Origin of the sequence: Acrocarpospora macrocephala (assembly GCF_009687865.1) — a bacterium.
In the GTDB taxonomy this organism is placed as follows: Bacteria; Actinomycetota; Actinomycetes; order Streptosporangiales; family Streptosporangiaceae; genus Acrocarpospora; species Acrocarpospora macrocephala.
Genome location: NZ_BLAE01000037.1, coordinates 1 through 16660 on the forward strand (window position 1 = coordinate 1; position 16660 = coordinate 16660).

Annotated in this window: 20 protein-coding genes; 11 read left to right on the top strand and 9 right to left on the bottom strand. The window is 67.5% G+C overall.

The window, feature by feature from the left end:
- The 5 genes from Amac_RS30485 to Amac_RS30505 all read right to left on the bottom strand — a co-directional run.
- Positions 1–251, bottom strand: a 251-nt coding sequence (locus tag Amac_RS30485) for a PTS lactose transporter subunit IIB (RefSeq protein WP_155357873.1), incomplete at its 3' end; no start/stop codon positions are given.
- Between the two features lie 5 nt (positions 252–256).
- On the bottom strand, positions 257–1351 hold the full coding sequence (mtlA, locus tag Amac_RS30490) for a mannitol-specific PTS transporter subunit IIC (protein WP_155355719.1): 1095 nt from the start codon (positions 1349–1351) through the stop codon (positions 257–259).
- A gap of 64 nt (positions 1352–1415) precedes the next feature.
- Positions 1416–2357 carry a 1-phosphofructokinase gene (gene pfkB / locus Amac_RS30495; protein ID WP_155357874.1) on the bottom strand — a complete coding sequence of 314 codons (942 nt, stop codon included), beginning with the start codon at positions 2355–2357 and terminating at the stop codon, positions 1416–1418.
- Positions 2354–3115 (bottom strand): DeoR/GlpR family DNA-binding transcription regulator, encoded by a 762-nt coding sequence (locus Amac_RS30500; RefSeq protein WP_155357875.1) that lies wholly within the window; start codon positions 3113–3115, stop codon positions 2354–2356. The genes pfkB and Amac_RS30500 overlap by 4 nt, the downstream gene beginning before the upstream one ends.
- Positions 3116–3530: 415 nt before the next feature.
- The gene (locus Amac_RS30505; protein WP_218041388.1) at positions 3531–6872 is read right to left on the bottom strand and encodes a 3-keto-alpha-glucoside-1,2-lyase-like domain-containing protein; all 3342 of its coding nucleotides are present in this window, start codon (positions 6870–6872) and stop codon (positions 3531–3533) included.
- Positions 6873–7177: 305 nt separating this feature from the next.
- Here Amac_RS30505 and Amac_RS30510 point away from each other — a divergent pair, with 305 nt between their 5' ends.
- The 4 genes from Amac_RS30510 to Amac_RS30525 all read left to right on the top strand — a co-directional run bounded on the left by Amac_RS30510 (position 7178) and on the right by Amac_RS30525 (position 8953).
- A complete protein-coding gene (locus Amac_RS30510) occupies positions 7178–7525 on the top strand; it encodes a hypothetical protein (RefSeq protein WP_155357877.1) in 348 nt (115 codons plus the stop codon).
- 60 nt (positions 7526–7585) lie between these two features.
- Positions 7586–7801, top strand: coding sequence for a hypothetical protein (locus tag Amac_RS30515; protein WP_155357878.1), 216 nt, complete (start codon positions 7586–7588; stop codon positions 7799–7801).
- A 27-nt stretch (positions 7802–7828) separates the two neighbouring features.
- Positions 7829–8053, top strand: a complete 225-nt coding sequence (locus Amac_RS30520) for a hypothetical protein (RefSeq protein ID WP_155357879.1) — start codon at positions 7829–7831, stop codon at positions 8051–8053.
- Between the two features lie 78 nt (positions 8054–8131).
- Entirely contained in the window at positions 8132–8953 is an 822-nt protein-coding gene (locus tag Amac_RS30525) for an MOSC domain-containing protein (RefSeq protein ID WP_155357880.1), read from the top strand.
- Between the two features lie 218 nt (positions 8954–9171).
- Here Amac_RS30525 and Amac_RS30530 read toward each other — a convergent pair whose 3' ends face one another.
- Positions 9172–9783 (bottom strand): TetR/AcrR family transcriptional regulator, encoded by a 612-nt coding sequence (locus Amac_RS30530; protein ID WP_155357881.1) that lies wholly within the window; start codon positions 9781–9783, stop codon positions 9172–9174.
- Positions 9784–10018: 235 nt separating this feature from the next.
- Here Amac_RS30530 and Amac_RS30535 point away from each other — a divergent pair, with 235 nt between their 5' ends.
- The 3 genes from Amac_RS30535 to Amac_RS30545 all read left to right on the top strand — a co-directional run bounded on the left by Amac_RS30535 (position 10019) and on the right by Amac_RS30545 (position 11858).
- Positions 10019–10801, top strand: a complete 783-nt coding sequence (locus Amac_RS30535) for a DUF998 domain-containing protein (protein ID WP_155357882.1) — start codon at positions 10019–10021, stop codon at positions 10799–10801.
- Between the two features lie 291 nt (positions 10802–11092).
- Entirely contained in the window at positions 11093–11569 is a 477-nt protein-coding gene (locus Amac_RS30540; protein WP_155357883.1) for a hypothetical protein, read from the top strand.
- A 79-nt stretch (positions 11570–11648) separates the two neighbouring features.
- Positions 11649–11858 carry a TOBE domain-containing protein gene (locus Amac_RS30545; RefSeq protein ID WP_155357884.1) on the top strand — a complete coding sequence of 70 codons (210 nt, stop codon included), beginning with the start codon at positions 11649–11651 and terminating at the stop codon, positions 11856–11858.
- A gap of 170 nt (positions 11859–12028) precedes the next feature.
- Here Amac_RS30545 and Amac_RS30550 read toward each other — a convergent pair whose 3' ends face one another.
- Both Amac_RS30550 and Amac_RS30555 read right to left on the bottom strand, forming a co-directional pair.
- Complete coding sequence (locus Amac_RS30550; protein WP_155357885.1) at positions 12029–13666, bottom strand: ABC-F family ATP-binding cassette domain-containing protein; 1638 nt, start codon at positions 13664–13666, stop codon at positions 12029–12031.
- 36 nt (positions 13667–13702) lie between these two features.
- Positions 13703–14302, bottom strand: coding sequence for a TetR/AcrR family transcriptional regulator (locus tag Amac_RS30555; protein WP_246268809.1), 600 nt, complete (start codon positions 14300–14302; stop codon positions 13703–13705).
- A 91-nt stretch (positions 14303–14393) separates the two neighbouring features.
- Here Amac_RS30555 and Amac_RS30560 point away from each other — a divergent pair, with 91 nt between their 5' ends.
- On the top strand, positions 14394–14891 hold the full coding sequence (locus Amac_RS30560; protein ID WP_246268811.1) for a nuclear transport factor 2 family protein: 498 nt from the start codon (positions 14394–14396) through the stop codon (positions 14889–14891).
- A 221-nt stretch (positions 14892–15112) separates the two neighbouring features.
- On the opposite strand, the gene Amac_RS30565 is transcribed toward Amac_RS30560, so the two are convergent.
- On the bottom strand, positions 15113–15307 hold the full coding sequence (locus Amac_RS30565; protein WP_155357887.1) for a hypothetical protein: 195 nt from the start codon (positions 15305–15307) through the stop codon (positions 15113–15115).
- Between the two features lie 86 nt (positions 15308–15393).
- Here Amac_RS30565 and Amac_RS57455 point away from each other — a divergent pair, with 86 nt between their 5' ends.
- From Amac_RS57455 to Amac_RS55395, 3 genes are all read left to right on the top strand, one after another.
- Entirely contained in the window at positions 15394–15525 is a 132-nt protein-coding gene (locus tag Amac_RS57455) for a hypothetical protein (RefSeq protein WP_281356359.1), read from the top strand.
- Positions 15526–15624: 99 nt separating this feature from the next.
- Entirely contained in the window at positions 15625–16308 is a 684-nt protein-coding gene (locus tag Amac_RS30570; protein ID WP_218041389.1) for a DMT family transporter, read from the top strand.
- A gap of 30 nt (positions 16309–16338) precedes the next feature.
- Positions 16339–16575: a hypothetical protein gene (locus tag Amac_RS55395; protein WP_218041390.1), complete on the top strand. Its 237-nt coding sequence runs from the start codon at positions 16339–16341 to the stop codon at positions 16573–16575.
- Positions 16576–16660 lie beyond the last annotated feature (85 nt).

Genomic DNA, 16660 nt, shown 5'->3' on the forward strand with positions numbered 1-16660 from the left:
TCGCCGATGAAGATCTGGAACGACACCAGCACCACACCCGGAGCGCTCACCCTCGCCCGGTCCGCCAGCCCGACATGGCTGACGATCACATCGGCGTCCTTCGGGATCGAGTTGACCGGGGTGTGCACCACCTCCACCTGAGTGCCCTTCAGCTGCTTGCGGAGCTGGCTGGCCAGCATGACGCTGCTGCCCATCCCCGCGTCGCAGGCCACGACGAGCTTGCGGACGTCCTTGCCGTCGATGCTGGCCATCGCCTTTACGCCTCCTGTGCTGCGGGTTCGGTACTGGGTGTCTCTTCGTCGTTGCTGCCCCGGCCGAAGCCCAGCAGCGCCGACGCCACGATGAACGACACCCCGGTCGCGACGATGATCCCGAGGATGACGCCGAACCAGCCGCCCTTCGGGGTCACCGCCAGATAGGCGAAGATGCTGCCCGGCGACGGGGTGGCCACCAGCCCGGCCCCGGTCACCAGGAAGGTCAGAATCCCCGAGGCGCCGCCGGCGATCACGGCCAGGATCAGGCGCGGCTTCATCAGCACATACGGGAAGTAGATCTCGTGGATGCCGCCCAGGAAGTGGATGATCATCGCCGGCGGGGTGGAGGGCCGCAGCGACCGCGGCCCGAACAGCATGTAGGCGATCAGCAGGCCCAGACCGGGGCCGGGGTTGGTCTCCAGCATGAACAGGATCGACTTGCCGGTCTCGGCCGCCTGCGCCACGCCGAGCGGGCCGAGCACGCCGTGGTTGATCGCGTTGTTGAGGAACAGCACCTTGGCCGGCTCGATCAGGATCGAGGCCAGCGGCAGCAGCTGCTGCCCGACCAGGAAGTCGACGATCTCGCTGGCCCGCTCGGTCAGCCATTCGACCACGGGCCCGATGCCGAACACTCCGGCCACCGCCGCCGCGCCGCCGATGATGCCGGCGGAGAAGTTGTCCACCAGCATCTCAAAGCCCGCGCGGGTGCGCGCCTGGGTGAACTCGTCCACCTTCTTGATGATGTAGGCCGCCAGCGGGCCCATGATCATGGCGCCCAGGAACATCGGGACTTCGCTGCCGACGATCACCCCCATGGTGGCGACCGCGCCGACCACGGCGCCGCGCTGGCCGTGCACCATCCGGCCGCCGGTGTAGCCGATCAGGATGGGCAGCAGAGAGCTGATCATGGGGCCGACCAGCGCGGCCAGCGTCTCGTTCGGCAGCCAGCCGGTGGGGATGAACAGGGCGGTGATCAGGCCCCAGGCGATGAACGCGCCGATGTTCGGCATGATCATCCCGGCCAGATGGCCGCCGAAACGCTGGATGGTGGCCCGGATGCCGGTTCCCTGAACCGTGGGGGTATATGGTGTGGCCAACTGATGTACTCCTTCGGGGTGGACGGCCCGTGCAGGGGCCGCCTGGTGGGGGGAATTACGCCGCTCATCCCCCGGGCATGAGCGGCATGGCCGGATCAGCGGTGCAGATCCGGACAGCTGTGCGATCGATGTCGGCCGGGCTCGGCATGCGGCTGCCCGGCAGTCCCACGGCGGCGCTCGCCCACGCGAGGCCCTCGGCCAGCGCCGATTCGCCGCGTGCGCCCGCCGCCAGGAATCCCGCGAGCATGGAGTCGCCCGCGCCCACGCTGCTGCGCGGCTCCTCGACGGGGCAACTGCCGTACCAGACCTGGTCGCCCTCGATGAGCAGCGCTCCATCGGCGCCGAGGCTGGTCAGCACCGAGCGTGCGCCCATCGCCCGGAGCTTGCCCGCGGCGTCGATGACGTCGCCGAGGCAGGTGATCGGGGTTCCGGTCGCCTCCGCGAGTTCCTCGCGGTTGGGCTTGATCAGCGTGGGGCCGGCAGGCAGCGCGGCGACCAGGGCAGGTCCGCTCGTGTCGACCGCGACCTGGATGCCGGCGCTGACGAACCTCTCGCACAGAACGGCGTACACCTCGGTCGGCACGCCGGGCGGCAGGCTGCCCGAGGCGACGACCCAGTCGGCCGATCCGGCGGCGTCGAGGACCGCGCCCGCCAGCGTGTCGAGCTCGGCCGCCGTCAGCGGCGTGCCAGGCTCATTGATCTTGGTGACGGTTCCGTCGGGTTCCGCCAGCGTGACGTTGGAACGGGTCGCCCCTGCCACCGGAACGGAGATCATGTCGATGCCCGCGGCGGCGAGCAGGGCCACGAGCTGCTGCCCTTCGGCCCCGCCGAACGGGATGACGGCGCGCGACCGCACCTGGTTGGCCAGCAGCGCGCGTGACACGTTGACCCCCTTGCCTCCGGGGTCGAGGTGAGCGGCCGCCGCCCGGATGACGGCCCCGCGGGTCAGCGAGCCGACCTCGATGGTACGGTCCAGGCTTGGGTTCAGCGTCAGCGTGAGGATCATACGCGCACAACCTCTGGTCCGGCTGCCGCCACATCCCCGGCGAGTTGGAGATCCAGCCGCGTGTCAGTGATGATCACATCGATCTCGGACAACGCCGCGAAGCGCGTCAGGTAGTTGTCGGAGAACTTGGTGTGGTCCGCCAGCAGCACGGCCCGCTGCGAGCAGGCGATCATAGCTCTCTTGATCGCCGCCTCGGCCGGGTCGGGCGTGGTCAGTCCCTTGGCTACAGAACAGCCGTTGGTCGCCATGAAGGCCACGTCGATATGCAGTTGGGAGAGCTGCTGGAGTGCCCAGTCCTCGACCGTCGCGAGCGTACGCCCCCGGACCCGGCCTCCCAGCATGAACACCGTCACATTGGCCCGGGCGGCCAGCGCCGTGGCCAGGGGCGGCGAGTTGACGATGACGGTGAGCTCGCGGTCGGCGGGTATGGCCTGAACAAGGCGGCCCGTCGTCGTGCCCGCATCGATGATGATGGCTCCGTCCTGCGGCAACTCAGCCAGCGCCGCCTTGGCGATGCGCTCCTTCTCCGCCGTCATGACCTCGTCCCTCGCCGCGAGAGCGGGCTCGAAGCCAAGCCGCTCGACCGGGATCGCCCCGCCGTGCACGCGCCGCAGCACGCCCGCGCGCTCGAGAACCGTCAGGTCCCTGCGGATCGTCTCCGTCGTGACGCCGAACTGTTCCGCCAGGCTCACCACGTTGACCCGCCCCGCGGACCGGGCTTCACGCAGAATCTCCTGCTGCCGTTCCTCGGCGTACATTGCTGTTGATTCACCGCCGTTTCGATGTTGTTCCGTTTGTTTTTATACCCGAGCATGTTGCCAGTCAAGGGTTGGTCGAAGGAGCCCTCTCTTGAGTTTTCGCGACATCCACCCGCGGCCGGCGGCAGGTCGGTGGCGGCGGTCAGCCCTGGATCTGGTTCCTGTCGATGCTGGTCACCGCATACATCGTGCCTGCCGGCATGGAGGCGGCGCGACTCCCCCGGCCTGTCGGCCAGCAGTTGGATAGTGGCACTAACGAACAGCTGAATAGTAGGGAATTAACTACTTGGCGATCGTTACCGTCCAGCCCTGCGTGGAGCGTTTGCGTCATCGGGTGGATCCGGTCGCGCACATGACTCGGCCGGCAGGCCGTCCCGCGGAGGGCGGGACGGCCTGCCGGCCGGATGAGGTCGCTCTAGGAGACGGGTTCGATCCACACGTTGCGGAAGCGGGGATTCTCGCCAGCGTCGCCATGGTCCTGCAGGCGGATCCCGCCCGACGCCGCGCTCTCGGGGATGTTGTCGCCGGTGCCGCCGTCGATGGCCACGTCGTTGTGCACCACCACGCCGTTCCAGACGACCGTGACCCGCGCGTTGTCGGTCTTCACTCCCGCGCTGGTGTAGCGGGCCGCGCGGAAGGTGATCTCGTAGGTCTGCCACGTTCCTGAAGCGGTGGCCACATTGCTGTCGGCCGCGCGCTTGTTGTAGATCGAGCCCGCCCCGTTGACGAGCGGTGCGGGGTCACCGGACGACTCGAGGACCTGAATCTCGTAGCGTTCCTGGAGGTAGACGCCGCTGTTGCCGCGCTGCTGCCCGGTCACGTTCGGCGGGTAGTCCGGCTCGTACCACTCGACGTGGAGCTTGAAGTCGCCGAACGTCTGCCGGGTACGGATGTCGCCGCCATAGGACTCCACGGAGCCGTTCGCGATCGGCCAGGTCGCCGACCCGCCAGCCCGTTTCTCCCAGGCCGCCAGGCTGGACCCGTCGAACAGTGTGATGCGCTGCGCCGGCGACACGGTGATGTGGTCCAGGTTGACGTTGCCGGTGTCGCCGCTGTCGTACTTGTACGTGATCTCGTTCGTGCCCCGCGTCAGGTTGAGCGGCTCGGTCTGGACGGCCCAGGCGTTCCAGCCGCCACTACTGGCCAGCCGCACCTGCCGGACCTTCTCGCCGTTGACGTACACGCTCACCGACCGGGTGGTGTCGGCCGCGTAGCGGAGCCCGACGTTGTGCGGGCCGGTCGTGTCCGACCACACGCTGAACGTCGTGCTGGCGCCCGCGTTCCAGTAGCCGTCGACGAAGCCCTTGTAGGTGAAGCCCGGGTGGTCGCTGTTCGCCTTCGCGCCACCGGCCAGGGTGGCGTTCTCCGCCTCGAACACGCGCTGCGCGGCCACGGTGAGGGAGTCGAGGTTGACGTGGCCCGTGTCGCCGCTGTCGACCTTGTAGGTGATGAGGTTGGTGCCCTCGTGCAGCGTGAGCGGTTCGACCCGGGTGGCCCACTGCTCCCACGTCACCGTGCTGGGCAGGGGCACCTGCCTGATCTTGGTCCCGTTGACGTACACGCTGACGGACTTGTTGCCGGGTGCGGGGTTCGGGCCGTTGGAGTAGCGCAGGCCGACGTGGTACGTGCCGTCCCTGGGGGCGTGCACGGCGAACTGCGTGGCCGCTCCCAGGTTCCCGTAGCCGTCGACGAAACCGGCGCCCGTGTAGCTCTGGTGGTCGGTGTTCAGCTTCGCGCCGCCGCTGTGCGAGGCGCTCTCCGCCTCGTAGACGGTGTCGGTCTCCGGGCCGTTGACCAAGGTGTTGAGCGTGTACCAGGCCTCGGTGCTCCACAGCGGCTGCCCCGACGCCGAGCTGAACGGACGCGGCGAGCGCAGGTGCACCACGCGGTCGGCCTTGAGGCCCGCGATCTTCAGCGTGACCTTCTTCCTGTCAGCGGACAGGTCGGCGGAGGTGACGGTCAGCGGCTCCTCGTCCACCTTGGGGCCGCCGTAGGTGGAGGCCGCGGCGTACCGCCACTGGGTGATCTGGTACTTGGCCGCGAGCGACGTGGCGGTCGCGGCCGACAGCGGCTGGGTGTACTCCAGCTCGAAGCCGCCCTCGATCGCGCGCATCTTCAGGATGTCGAAAGCCTTGTCGCCGCTGGGGGTCAGCTTCTGCAGTCCGTAGGTGAGCTTGCCCGGCTGGCCCCAGTTTCCGCCGGCGCCGAGACCTCCGGCGTAGATGGCGCCGTCGGGCCCCAGGCTGATCCGGTTGACCCCTGCCTCGAGGCCCTGGGTGAAGCGGAAGACCGCGCCCTGGTACTCGCCGTTGACCTTCTCGAGGTAGCCGCGCTGGATCCCGCCGTAGGTGACGTCGCCGAACAGCAGCTGCCCCGCGAACCTGCCCTGCTTCATGAGCAGGGGCGTGCTGGGGGAATTGGCGATCTCGTTGTGCGGCAGCCAGAGTACGGGCGCGCTCACCAGGTTGTTGTCGAACCGGCCGTCAGGGTTGGTGTAGTGGTTGAAGAACCGGTCCTTCGTGATGTGCACCAGTTTCGAGGCGGGCAGCCAGCCGCCCTGGTTGTCCAATACGAACAGGTCGTCGTTCGGACCCCAGCCGAGCCCGTTGGGTGTGCGCAGACCGCCGGCGATGTACTCGACCTCGCCGGTGGCCTTGTTGACCTTGATGGCCGTGCCCCGGTCCGGCGCCGGCTGCGGGTCGGTGGTGGCGCCGCCGTAGTTGATGGCGACGGAGAGGTTGAGGTAGAAGTGGCCGTCACGGTAGAGCAGCCCGAACGCGAACTCGTGGAAATTGCCGCCGAACGGCCAGGTCGCCACGGTCCTGAGGTTGTCTGCGACCTCGTCGCCGTTGGTGTCGTTCAGCTCCACCAGCCGGGACTTCTCCGACACGTAGAGCTTGCCGTCCACGTACTTGATGCCCATGGGCTCCTGCAGCCCGCTGGCGATCTTCTTGGTGGTGACCTGCGCGGGTGAGGTCTGGCCTGTGACGTTGCCGAGCAGGTAGACCTCGCCGAGCCTGGTTTCCGAGCCGCCCCACGTGGCGATCGCCAGCCGGCCGTCGGGCAGCCAGTCCATCGCGGTCACCTGCGGCTGGAAACCGGCCGGTCGCAGGTCGGTGAGCGTGAAGTCAGGGTGTACGGACTCCAGTGGCAGCCCGTCGCCCGGAGAGTCGGCGCCGCTCTCGCACTCCTTGCGCCCGGGGGCGGTGACCCGCACCACGCCCGCGTCCGTGCTCAGCACCGAGTTCGGCACGAGGGTGAACGCCGAGGATCCGGGTGGTTTCCACTCCAGCTTGAGCTGCTGGCCGTACAGGTGCTCGAAGTGGTCGACGCGCAGCGCGTGGTAGCCGGTGGTCAGGGTGATCGTGCCGTCCACGGCGATCGGCCCGTGCCGCCCGTCGTTGGTGATCACGACGGTGTCGTCGATGCGCAGCCGGGAGCCGTCGTCGCTGGTGAGCCGGAACTCGTACGTGCCCGCGGCGGCGATGGAGATGTTGCCGATGGCCTCGGTGACGAACATGTCGACCAGGCCGAAGTCGGCGTCGGAGGCCCAGTTGATCGTGGGCATCAGCTTGTCCACGTTGGGTGTCTGACCGGGCTTGAGCGTGCAGAGCTTGGACAGCTCGACTTGGACGTCGTAGGTGCGCAGGGTGATGCCCGGCTCCTGCGGCGGCACCGCCGCACGCGCTTGAGCGGGTACGACGAGCCAGGAGAGTGCGGTGAGCAGTAAGACGGATAACAGGGGTAATTTCCGCATGACCAGTCCCATCTCGGTGAGGGCGCCGCGTTCAGCGCGGCGTGGGGGGCTACGGCACCGTCGATATGCCGATCGAACGGCGGATGTCGGATCTCGTTCGCTGTAACATGACGGAATTAATGCTTCTCTTCGCCGTAATATAAGGCGAGATCTTCGACTTGCCCATACCTTTTGCCATGGATCGACGAAAGTGTGATGATTCACGGCAGAAGGGTGCGGCGCTATCGACGGCGGCGAGATCGCATGCGAACCTGTGGCCGCGGGGAGAAGCGGCGGTCCCAGGGGTAGGCAGACCGGAGCGGGCGATGCAGCTAGCTGGTTGGATGCCGTGGCGCATCAGCATTGACCATTGGTCGCATCCTCACGACATAGCGCTGTGGTTCCGCGCCGCCGAACGCATCCAGGTGGAAGTGGAGGGCGTCGTACCCGGGCCGCTGGATATCGAGACGCTGCCTGACCGGCGTACGGACCCGTCGGACGCCGCGGAGCTGGCCGAGGGATGGTTGGACTGGTGGCGGTCACTTGTCACCGCCCCCACGATGACCTTGCCGTTGGATCGTGAGAACCCGCCGGTGGTGTGGTCATTCTCACCGCCCGACTTCTCCGGCCTCCATGGTTTCCCCGCGCTGCGGCAGGCTGTGGCCGGACGTTGAGAGCAGGCCCGTCGTTGGGGCAATGCCCGCAAGAGCGCCGGCATGGCGGCTGGCCGGCATATGCGTGAGAAGGTGCCGACCGGCCAGGTGGTGGCCGAGGTCGAGAACGAGCTGGGCCGCAAGGCGCGACCGTTCTCGCTGGAGTTCGTCGTGCTGCCCGTGCGTGACGACGAGATCCGCGCCGTCGGTTCTTACCGCTATCTGATACCCGAACGGGTTTACGACGGTCCCGGATGGCCCGGCCTGCTGCGCTCGCTGCTGACGCCGCACGTTTGACGTCGACAGACGTAGGAAGGCCACCGGATGGTCGCCGCGAAGGTGCTGGGGGTCCCGCCCGAGGACGACCGGCGCAAGGTGTGGCCGCCCCCGGGAGCAGGTCCACCCCGCGGCCAAACGCTGGCGGACGCGCATCGGCTCCGTGAACATTTCAGGCCGTGGCTCGGGCGGCGCCTGCGCGGAACCTCCTCCGGCGACAACGTCACCGCGGAAAGACCGGAGCTCATCCCGTTCGAGACGGGCGACATCTAGACAGGCGGCTTCCGGACGGTGAGCCCGGGTAGACGCCCACCACTCGTGAAAGCGCTCTCTCAGACGTATGGTGCTGGGATGGAGCTAGCTGAGATCCGGAAATATCCGGTTAAGTCGGTTTCAGGGTGGGTGGTGGATTCGGCGGTCGTGGAGCCGTGGGGGCTGGCCGGGGACCGCCGCTGGGCCGTCGTGGACGAGCACGGGGAATTGCATTGGGTCGGGGAGAATCCCCGGCTGCTCTCCGTCGTCGCCAGCGCCACGGACGAGGACGGGCTGCTGCTCGACGCGCCGGGACTACCCCAGCTGAAGATCCCCCCGGCCACCGGAGAGAGCGCTCCCGTGGGCTTCGTCGAACTGGACACCGCCGTGCTCGCGGACCCCGACGCGCACGCCTGGTTCACCCGGCTGCTCGGCAAACCGGCCCGCCTGGTCTGGCTCGACGACCCCAACCGCTGCGCCGTCCCGGCGTCCCACGGCGGCCTGCCCGGCGAGGTCGTCACCTTCGCCGGAGACGCCCCCATCCTGCTCACCTCCCGCTCCTCGCTGCGGCGGCTGGACGACTGGATCATCGAAGGCGCCCTGGAACGCCAGGAGGACCCGCCCGGCCCGCTGGACATGGCCCGCTTCCGCCCCAACCTCGTGATCGACGGCGCTCCGCCGTACGCCGAGGACGACTGGCGCGAGATCCGCATCGGCCCGCTCGCCTTCCGCGTCTCGGAACGCTGCGACCGCTGTGCCACCACCACCTACGACCCGGTCACCTTGCAGAAGGGCAAGGAGCCCCTGCGCACCCTCGCCCGCCACCGCCGCTGGGACGGCAAGACCTGGTTCGGCATCCGCCTGGTCCCCCGAGGCCGCGGCGAACTCCGACTCGGCGACCCGGTCACCGTCCTGACCTGAACCGCCCACCGACAGCCACGCGCGACCCGGTCACCGTCCTGACCTGAGCCGCCCGCCGACAGCCACGTGCGACCCGGTCTCCGTGCTCGCCCGATCACCCGGCGACAGCCGCGTTTTAACCGGCCGACAGCCGTCGCGGGGCTTGCCGGACCCCCGACAGCTCACCGCGCTCGGGAATGGTGTTGCGCCCCGACAAGCGGCCACCGAGACAGCTACCCTCATCCGCCTCTTTGAGTTGTAGCTGCTCCGGCCTCGCGATAGCGCGTCCAGCCCTCATCGAGTAGTCGGAACCCTGCGTCGATGGTCGGTTCTGGATCGGCCTCGCGGATGGCGATGAGCTGGATGTGCAGGGCGAACCGGACGTAGAAGCGGATCTCGTCGCTCGGCTCGGTGAGCCCGAACTCCTCGGTGATCGCGGCGGCCAGGGCGTCCTCGTGGCGGAACCACATCTTCTCCGCGTAGTCGACGAGGGCCGGTGTCTCTTCCATGAGGGTGAGGATCTGGCGTTGGGGCTCGGACTTCATCGCGGCGATCTCGGAGAGGTAGTGCGCCTTCAGCGCGTCGGAGATCGTGGTCCCCGGCGCCCGGCCGCTTACCGCGACCGCGAGGCGTTCATGCCTCTCGCCCTCGTCGCTGAAGACAAGCGCCTCCTTCTGGGGGAAGTGCGTGAAGACCGTCTTGGATGATACGTCCGCCTGGTCCGCGATATCACGAACAGTGACTGCGTCGAAGCCGCGTTCGAGGAAGAGCGCCGTTGCCGCGTCCAGAATCGCCGCCCGCGTTGCCGCCTTCTTGCGCTCGCGCCGTCCCACGGCCGTTCCATCCACCATGGCTCGATCCTACTAGCGCCGGACTCCAATCACATTGACAGTAAAAGTAGTCTCACTATATTAAGTGTGTGAGTGAAGTGAACTCGGCGTCCGAGGTCCCAGATGCTCCGATGAGGGGGCGTTCTCCTCGTCTTCGTGGGACTGATGGTCACCGAGCTCCTGACGCAGACGGCAGGACCGAACCCGCGCGAACCTCCACCGGCCCCCGGCACTAGCAACTGAAAGGACCGCGCCCATGACCGAGAACATCAGCTCGCGCTCCAGCCTCGATCGAAAGGAACCCGTGAACGACGCAAAGATTGAGAGGCTCGCCCCCGACGCGCGTTGGCCTTCGCAGCGCCGAACTGCGGGAGCGTTGCTCATCGCCGGGCCGGTGATCTTCTTCCTCGCCGAGTTCATCGCCGCCGCAGCGTGGACAGATCCGCCCTACAGCTACACGTACCACTTCATCAGCAACCTCGGAGTCCCCGAGCCCTCGACACTGTTCGGGCAGTACATGTATTCACCCCTCGCATGGGTGATGAACACCGGCTTCTTCCTGTTCGGGATCACAATCCTCGCCGGTACTGCAATGCTGCGCGGTTTGTCGGGTTGGCACCGCTGGGCAGCGCTTGTGCCCGCGACACTGCTGGCCGCCGGCGGGGTCCTGCTCGCCGTGTTTCACGGCTCCGGCGAGGCGCTCGAGAATGGCACCGGCGAATTCCACAGCTTGGGAGCCTTCGCAGGCTTCATCGGCGCCAACGTGCTGGCCATCGTGCTCGGGAGCATGCGTCGGCGCATCGGCTTTTCCCCGAGAATCGGGAGAGCGCTGGTCACGGTCGGCGTGATCGGCCTGCTTTCGACAACGCTCTACCTCATCGCGATCTTTTCTGCGGGCGACACCGCCATCGGCATCATCGGCCTCATCGAACGCGGCGCCGCCTATCCGTTTCTGATCGGCCTGATCTGCGCGGGAGCGTCGATTCGGAATCGCCGGACCCTGGCCACGCTAGACGCACGCTCCACCAGCACGGCCTAGGCCAGTTGACGCCGGAGTCTGCGATCGCCACGGAGAAGGTACAGCGCAGGATGGTCGCGGATATCGCCGAGAACACTGCGGGGACGGCCGAGGGCTGAGGCAGCCGCACGCCTCCTGGAGACCGTCGAGTCCGCCAAGGATCTCCCGCTCTCCACGCACCCCGGCCGCGCGAACGCGCAGAAAGGCGTGGCTAGAGCGTGCATTTGGCCACTGATCTATCCACGCTGCCTGCCGCACTCTGAGATGCCGGCGTTTCGGCATGAAACGCAGGTCAACAGAGGGAGAAACGACATGCGATCTCACAAGCTCATACTCGCGCTCGCGCTCACGGCGGGCCTGACCGTCTCGGCGGCTGTGTCCACGGCCTCGCCCGCCGGCGCGACGAGCGCGGCCGCCACGTGCCGGGTGGAGCTGAACTACGTCGACGCCTACGACGTGGATGAGAACAACGGCGACGAGATCCGGATCAACCTCGCCGGGTACATGTACCCCAGCGGCAACCGATACGTCGCCATGAATAACGGTGATCGCGCCTATTCCGGCAACTTCGCCAACCCGACCACCACCATCGGCACCACCGGGTCAGCGCTGTTCAGCCTGCGCGAGGTCACCCCGCCCGCCGTCGGCCAAGGCGACGTGCTCGGCTCGGTCACCGCGAGGGGCTCCACCTGCGCCACGCTCGCCACCGGACAGATCGCCTACATCCCGATGCACATCTTCGGCTCCGGCTACTGGTACTACATGAGCCTGGTGATGACCGGCCTGTAGCCCCCGGGTTCGAAGACGACGGGGAGTCATGACCATGGCGACGGGGAAGGAGAAGATGATCAACCACGGGAGACCAGTCATGAAGCTGAGCGCACGCAACAAGATCCCCGCCCGCGTCACGGCCATCACCACGGGCGAGGCCACCGCCAACATCGAACTCGACGCGGACGGCGTCCGCCTGGTGGCGTCGATCACCGTGGAAGCGGCCGAGGAGTTGGGTCTTTCGGTCGGCTCCGAAGTGACCGCCGTGGTCAAGGCGTCGGACGTGATGCTGGCCGTGAACGACTGACGATGACCCGACGAACCCTTGTGGCCGCAGATCCCAGCTGGTCAACGCCATAGGCCCGGCCTTCACTGTTCCCGGCGAGGGAATGTTCCCTCGCCGGCAGCCGTGGCTGAGGGCCGACGAAGTCATCGCGAAGGCGAAAGGCGGCACGCGGGTGACGGCTCTGGCCGTACTCAGATCTCGGTGATCAGCCCCGCACTGACCCGCAGGCGACGGCCCACCTGCACCGCATCGAGCATGCGCCGATCGTGCGTGACCAGCAGCAGCGTGCCTGGATAGTGCGCGAGCGCCGACTCCAGCTGCTCAATCGCGGGCAGGTCGAGATGATTGGTCGGCTCGTCGAGCACGAGCAGGTTGACACCCCTGGCCTGCAGCAACGCCAGGGCTGCCCGGGTCCGCTCGCCAGGCGACAGGGTTGCCGCGGGGCGCATCACATGGGCGGCCTTCAGCCCGAACTTGGCCAGCAGCGTGCGCACCTCGGCGGGCGGCATCGGCGAGACCAGCGCCCCGAAGGCATCCAGCAGCGGCTCGCCTCCCAGGAAGAATCCTCGTGCCTGGTCCACCTCTCCGACCACCACGCCGGGGCCGAGTGAGGCATGCCCCTCCTCAAGCGGAAGCCGGCCGAGCAACGCGGCCAGCAATGTGGTCTTACCTGCGCCGTTGGCCCCGGTGATGGCCACCCGCTCGGCCCAGCCGATCTCCAGATCGACAGGACCGAGCCTGAAGGAGCCGCGGCGGGCCACCGCCCCGCGCAGGGTTGCGACGACCGCTCCGGCGCGGGGCGCGGCGGCGATCTCCATCCGCAGCTCCCACTCCTTGCGCGGCTCCTCCACCACATCGAGTCGTTCGATCAGCCTTTCCGTCTGGCGGGCCTTGGCGGCCTGCTTCTCGGTCGTCTCGACCCGGGCGTTCCGCCCGATCTTGTCGTTGTCGCTCATCTTGCGGCGCGCGTTCTTGACGCCCTTATCCATCCATGCGCGCTGGGTGCGGGCGCGGGCCTCAAGCTGGGTGCGGGTCTCGGCGTACTGTTCGTATTGCTGCCTGGCGTGCGTCCGCGCGACCTCGCGCTCGTCCAGGTAGGCCTGGTAGCCGCCGCCGTACAGCCGAACCCGATGCTGGGCCAGGTCGAGCTCGAGCACGCTGGTGACGGTCCTGGCGAGGAACTCGCGGTCGTGGCTGACCAGCACCGTGCCCGAGCGCAGGCCGGTCACGAACTTCTCCAGCCGGTCGAGCCCATCGAGATCGAGGTCGTTGGTCGGCTCGTCGAGCAGAAAGAGGTCGTAGCGGCTCAAAAGCAACGAGGCAAGCCCCGCGCGGGCCGCCTGGCCGCCGGACAGCGAAGTCATCGGCTGGTCGAGGCCGACCGTGAGGCCCAGGTCGGCGGCCACCTCGGTGGCGCGCTCGTCGAGGTCCGCGCCACCCAGCGAGAGCCAGCGCTCCAGCCCCGTGCTGTACGCGTCCTCGGCGCCCGGCAGACCCTCCACCAGTGCCTGCGTGGCGGCGTCGAGGTCCCGCTGTGCCTGGGCGACGCCGGTACGGCGGGCCAGGAACAGGCGGACGGTCTCGCCCGGCCTGCGCTCCGGCTCCTGGGGCAGGTGGCCGACGACCGCCGTGGCCGGGTTGAGGCTGATGCCGCCCTGCTCCGGCGTGTCGAGGCCGGCAAGCAGGCGCAGCAGCGTCGACTTGCCCGCGCCGTTGACCCCGACGAGCCCGATGACGTCCCCAGGGGCGACCACGAGGTCGAGCCCCGAGAACAGGACCCGCTCCCCGTGCCCGGCCGCGAGGTCCTTCACAACTATTGCTGCGCTCATATCCCGAACGATGCTAGCCACCATCTCGCGCGCAACCTAACAGTTACCACCGGCGTCAGCGTTCTTGGCACCGGACCGGATCGCGTCGATCAGCATGCGCACGAGTTGCTCACCGTCGACCTTCCACTTCTCTTTCGCCAGGTGACCGCTGAGCTCCAGTCCTGCGATCCCGTGCGCGCTCGTCATGAGCAGAGCGCCGTAGCGGTGAGCGTCGGCTTCGCCGACCAGGTCGGCGACGATGGCGAGGAACTCACCCTCCAAGCGGCTCGCGGCCTCGGCGGCCTCCGGGTCGTCCGCCGGGGTGCTGAACATCAGCGCGTACAGGTACGGTTGCCGACGCCCGACCTCGATGAGCGTCAACACGGCTCCCTCGAGCCGTGCGCCTGGGGTTGCATCCGGGTCTGTCCGCAGCTGTCCCACTTTGTCTGCCAGCGAGTTCCAGGCGTTGATGGCGAGTTGGGTGAGCAGATGCGCCTTGTGCTCGAAGTGCCCGTAGGGTGCACCGCGCGAGACTCCGGCGCGGGCCCCCACGGCGCGGAGGGTCACCGCGTCAGGCCCTCCCTCGTCGAGCAGTTCGGACGCGGCGCGGACGAGGGCGCTCCGTGTTGCTGCAGCAGCTTCAGTTCGCGTCACCACGGCAGCAAGTCTACTTGACAGTGTCACATGAATGCCTCCTATAGTGCTTCATATGACACAGTCACAAATATCGCCAACAGATGAGACTCGCGTGCGGCGCTTGTTGGATCGCACTGACATCAGCGATGTCCAGCTTCGATACGCCACGGGAACCGACTCTCATGATTGGGAGCTCTTCCGTAGCTGCTTCACCGACGAAGTCGAGGTCGACTTCAGTGAGGGCTTCGGTCAACCCGTCGTTCGCATCAAGGCCGATGACTGGGTCAAGGGCACCGCACCGAGGATGGAGTCTTTCAAGGCCACGCAGCACATGATCACAAATCACGTGATCACGTTCGACGACGATGATCACGCCACATGTGTCGCATACGTTCGCGCCAGTCATCACAAGCCGAACAGCACTGGCGATAGCAACCAAACCGTCTACGGGTACTACACGAACCGCTTCGAGCGAACCTCGAGCGGTTGGCGGATCGCCAGAGTTAAGCTGACGCCGCTCTGGATGACTGGAAACTTCGGCATCTTCCAAACGGCCCTCGTCCACGAGGCTGCCCCCGCCGTCACCGCCGAACTCAAACCCGGCAACTGACGATCACCAGGGACCCCGCCCCACCACTCCGCGGGACGCTCACTCGTGTTCCGCGCCTGAAATTCGTCGACAATATTTAGCGAGGTATTCGAGGATCTCTTCGGCGGTTTTGGTCCACACAAAGGGCTTGGGGTTGTCGTTCCACTCATCCATCCAGGCGCGGATGTCCTTCTCCAGGACCTGGACGCTCTTGTGGACTCCTCGGCGAATCAACTGGCCGGTCAGGTAGCCGGACCACCGCGGGAGCGGATCGCGGTGAGCAGGAGGTTGGAGGGCGCGTAGCGCAGGAAGTCGGGGGCGCGAACGCCGAGCACCTGGCTGGCCACCACGACGATCAACGTCCGCTTCCGCACGCGGCGGCGTTCATCGGCGCGTGCGGCGGAGAGGTCGTCTGGATCAGAGATGTCGGACGACATCGAGAGGAATCTCCTTGCGACGGGTCCGGTGCGGAGAATGCGCATGCGGCCACGAGCCATGAGAACATTGTGTAACAATCTAGCCTATGCGCGCGAAACTTGCAGTCCTGGCGGCCTGTGTCTGCTTCGGCACGCTCGGGACCGCGCAGGAGCTTGCCAGCGTGGATGCCTCGCCGGTGTCGGTCGGGCTCGCCCGGGTGCTTCTCGGCGGCGGCTAGCTGGCTCTGGCGCTCACTCGCGGTGCGCGCGTTCCGCAGGAGGAACGGCAGGCTCGGAGCACGCCGCTTTCGCGCCTACGGACCTGGATCGTGGCCTGCATGGGTGCCGGCGGGGTGCTGGCATATCAGCCGTTGTTCTTCGTGGGAACCGGGACCAACGGCGTCGCGGTCGGTACAGTCGTCGCGCTGGGATCGGCACCGGTACTGACCGGGCTGATCGACAGTCTGCTGCGACGTCGCGCACCGGCGTCGCGCTGGTTCGTAGCGACAGCCCTGTGCATCGCCGGGGTGACGATGGTGTCCGGGGTGCTCGACTCGGGTGCATCACTAGGCGGACCCGACGTGCTGTGGTCGGTTGCGGCCGGCGGATGCTATGCCGTCTACGCGCTGTCGGCCAAGGAGCTGATGGAGCGCGGCTGGCCCTCACAGCACGCGATGGGCGCAATGTTCGGAGTCGCTGCTGCGGCGGCGAGCGTGCCCCTGCCGTTCATCGTCGGCGCCGAGTGGTTGTGGACGCCTCGTGGGCTTGCCCTGGTGCTGTGGCTGGGGGTCATCGCCACGGCCCTCGGGTATCTGCTGTTCGGGTGGGGGCTGGCACGTCTGCCCGCGACGACGGTGACGACCCTGACGTTGGCAGAGCCCTTGTGCGCGACGCTGCTGGGTATCGGGCTGCTGCACGAGCAGTTGAGCCTCGTAGCCGCGTCAGGACTCGTCGTGCTTGCCGCTGGCCTGGCGGTTCTCACCGTCACTCGGCGGAGGGTTGGCGCCTCGACAGTGGCGTGACTACGCCCTCATCATCATCACAGTCGACGTGTGCCGGAAGACGTCATCGACGGAGGCCGCGACCTCCGCGCCTGCTTCGCGGAGTGGTTCGGCGCGCTCGAGGGTGCGTTCCAGAAAGGAGGCCGGCGCCCACGCCGTGAAGCTCGAAGGCGACTGCGATTCGTCAAGCGGTACGCCGACCTGCACGGCGCGCTCACGGCGGCCGCGCGAACCTTCGCGGCGGAAGTCGAGGCTGGGGTCTTCCCCGGGCCGGAGCACCCCTTCTGACCGGCGATCATCCACCGACGAGTAACGTCGGGGTCTATGCGGCATCGAATGCAGGCCAGCGTCGACAGCCGACGTCGACTCATGG

Bases quoted from the DNA above. Each gene is read 5' to 3' on its own strand.
- pfkB (WP_155357874.1), bottom strand. From the start codon at position 2,357: ATGATCCTCACGCTGACGCTGAACCCAAGCCTGGACCGTACCATCGAG.
- Amac_RS30500 (WP_155357875.1), bottom strand. From the start codon at position 3,115: ATGTACGCCGAGGAACGGCAGCAGGAGATTCTGCGTGAAGCCCGGTCC.
- Amac_RS30505 (WP_218041388.1), bottom strand. From the start codon at position 6,872: ATGCGGAAATTACCCCTGTTATCCGTCTTACTGCTCACCGCACTCTCC.
- Amac_RS30510 (WP_155357877.1), top strand. From the start codon at position 7,178: ATGCAGCTAGCTGGTTGGATGCCGTGGCGCATCAGCATTGACCATTGG.
- Amac_RS30515 (WP_155357878.1), top strand. From the start codon at position 7,586: ATGCGTGAGAAGGTGCCGACCGGCCAGGTGGTGGCCGAGGTCGAGAAC.
- Amac_RS30520 (WP_155357879.1), top strand. From the start codon at position 7,829: ATGGTCGCCGCGAAGGTGCTGGGGGTCCCGCCCGAGGACGACCGGCGC.
- Amac_RS30525 (WP_155357880.1), top strand. From the start codon at position 8,132: ATGGAGCTAGCTGAGATCCGGAAATATCCGGTTAAGTCGGTTTCAGGG.
- Amac_RS30530 (WP_155357881.1), bottom strand. From the start codon at position 9,783: ATGGTGGATGGAACGGCCGTGGGACGGCGCGAGCGCAAGAAGGCGGCA.
- Amac_RS30535 (WP_155357882.1), top strand. From the start codon at position 10,019: ATGACCGAGAACATCAGCTCGCGCTCCAGCCTCGATCGAAAGGAACCC.
- Amac_RS30540 (WP_155357883.1), top strand. From the start codon at position 11,093: ATGCGATCTCACAAGCTCATACTCGCGCTCGCGCTCACGGCGGGCCTG.
- Amac_RS30545 (WP_155357884.1), top strand. From the start codon at position 11,649: ATGAAGCTGAGCGCACGCAACAAGATCCCCGCCCGCGTCACGGCCATC.
- Amac_RS30550 (WP_155357885.1), bottom strand. From the start codon at position 13,666: ATGAGCGCAGCAATAGTTGTGAAGGACCTCGCGGCCGGGCACGGGGAG.
- Amac_RS30565 (WP_155357887.1), bottom strand. From the start codon at position 15,307: ATGTCGTCCGACATCTCTGATCCAGACGACCTCTCCGCCGCACGCGCC.
- Amac_RS57455 (WP_281356359.1), top strand. From the start codon at position 15,394: ATGCGCGCGAAACTTGCAGTCCTGGCGGCCTGTGTCTGCTTCGGCACG.
- Amac_RS30570 (WP_218041389.1), top strand. From the start codon at position 15,625: ATGGGTGCCGGCGGGGTGCTGGCATATCAGCCGTTGTTCTTCGTGGGA.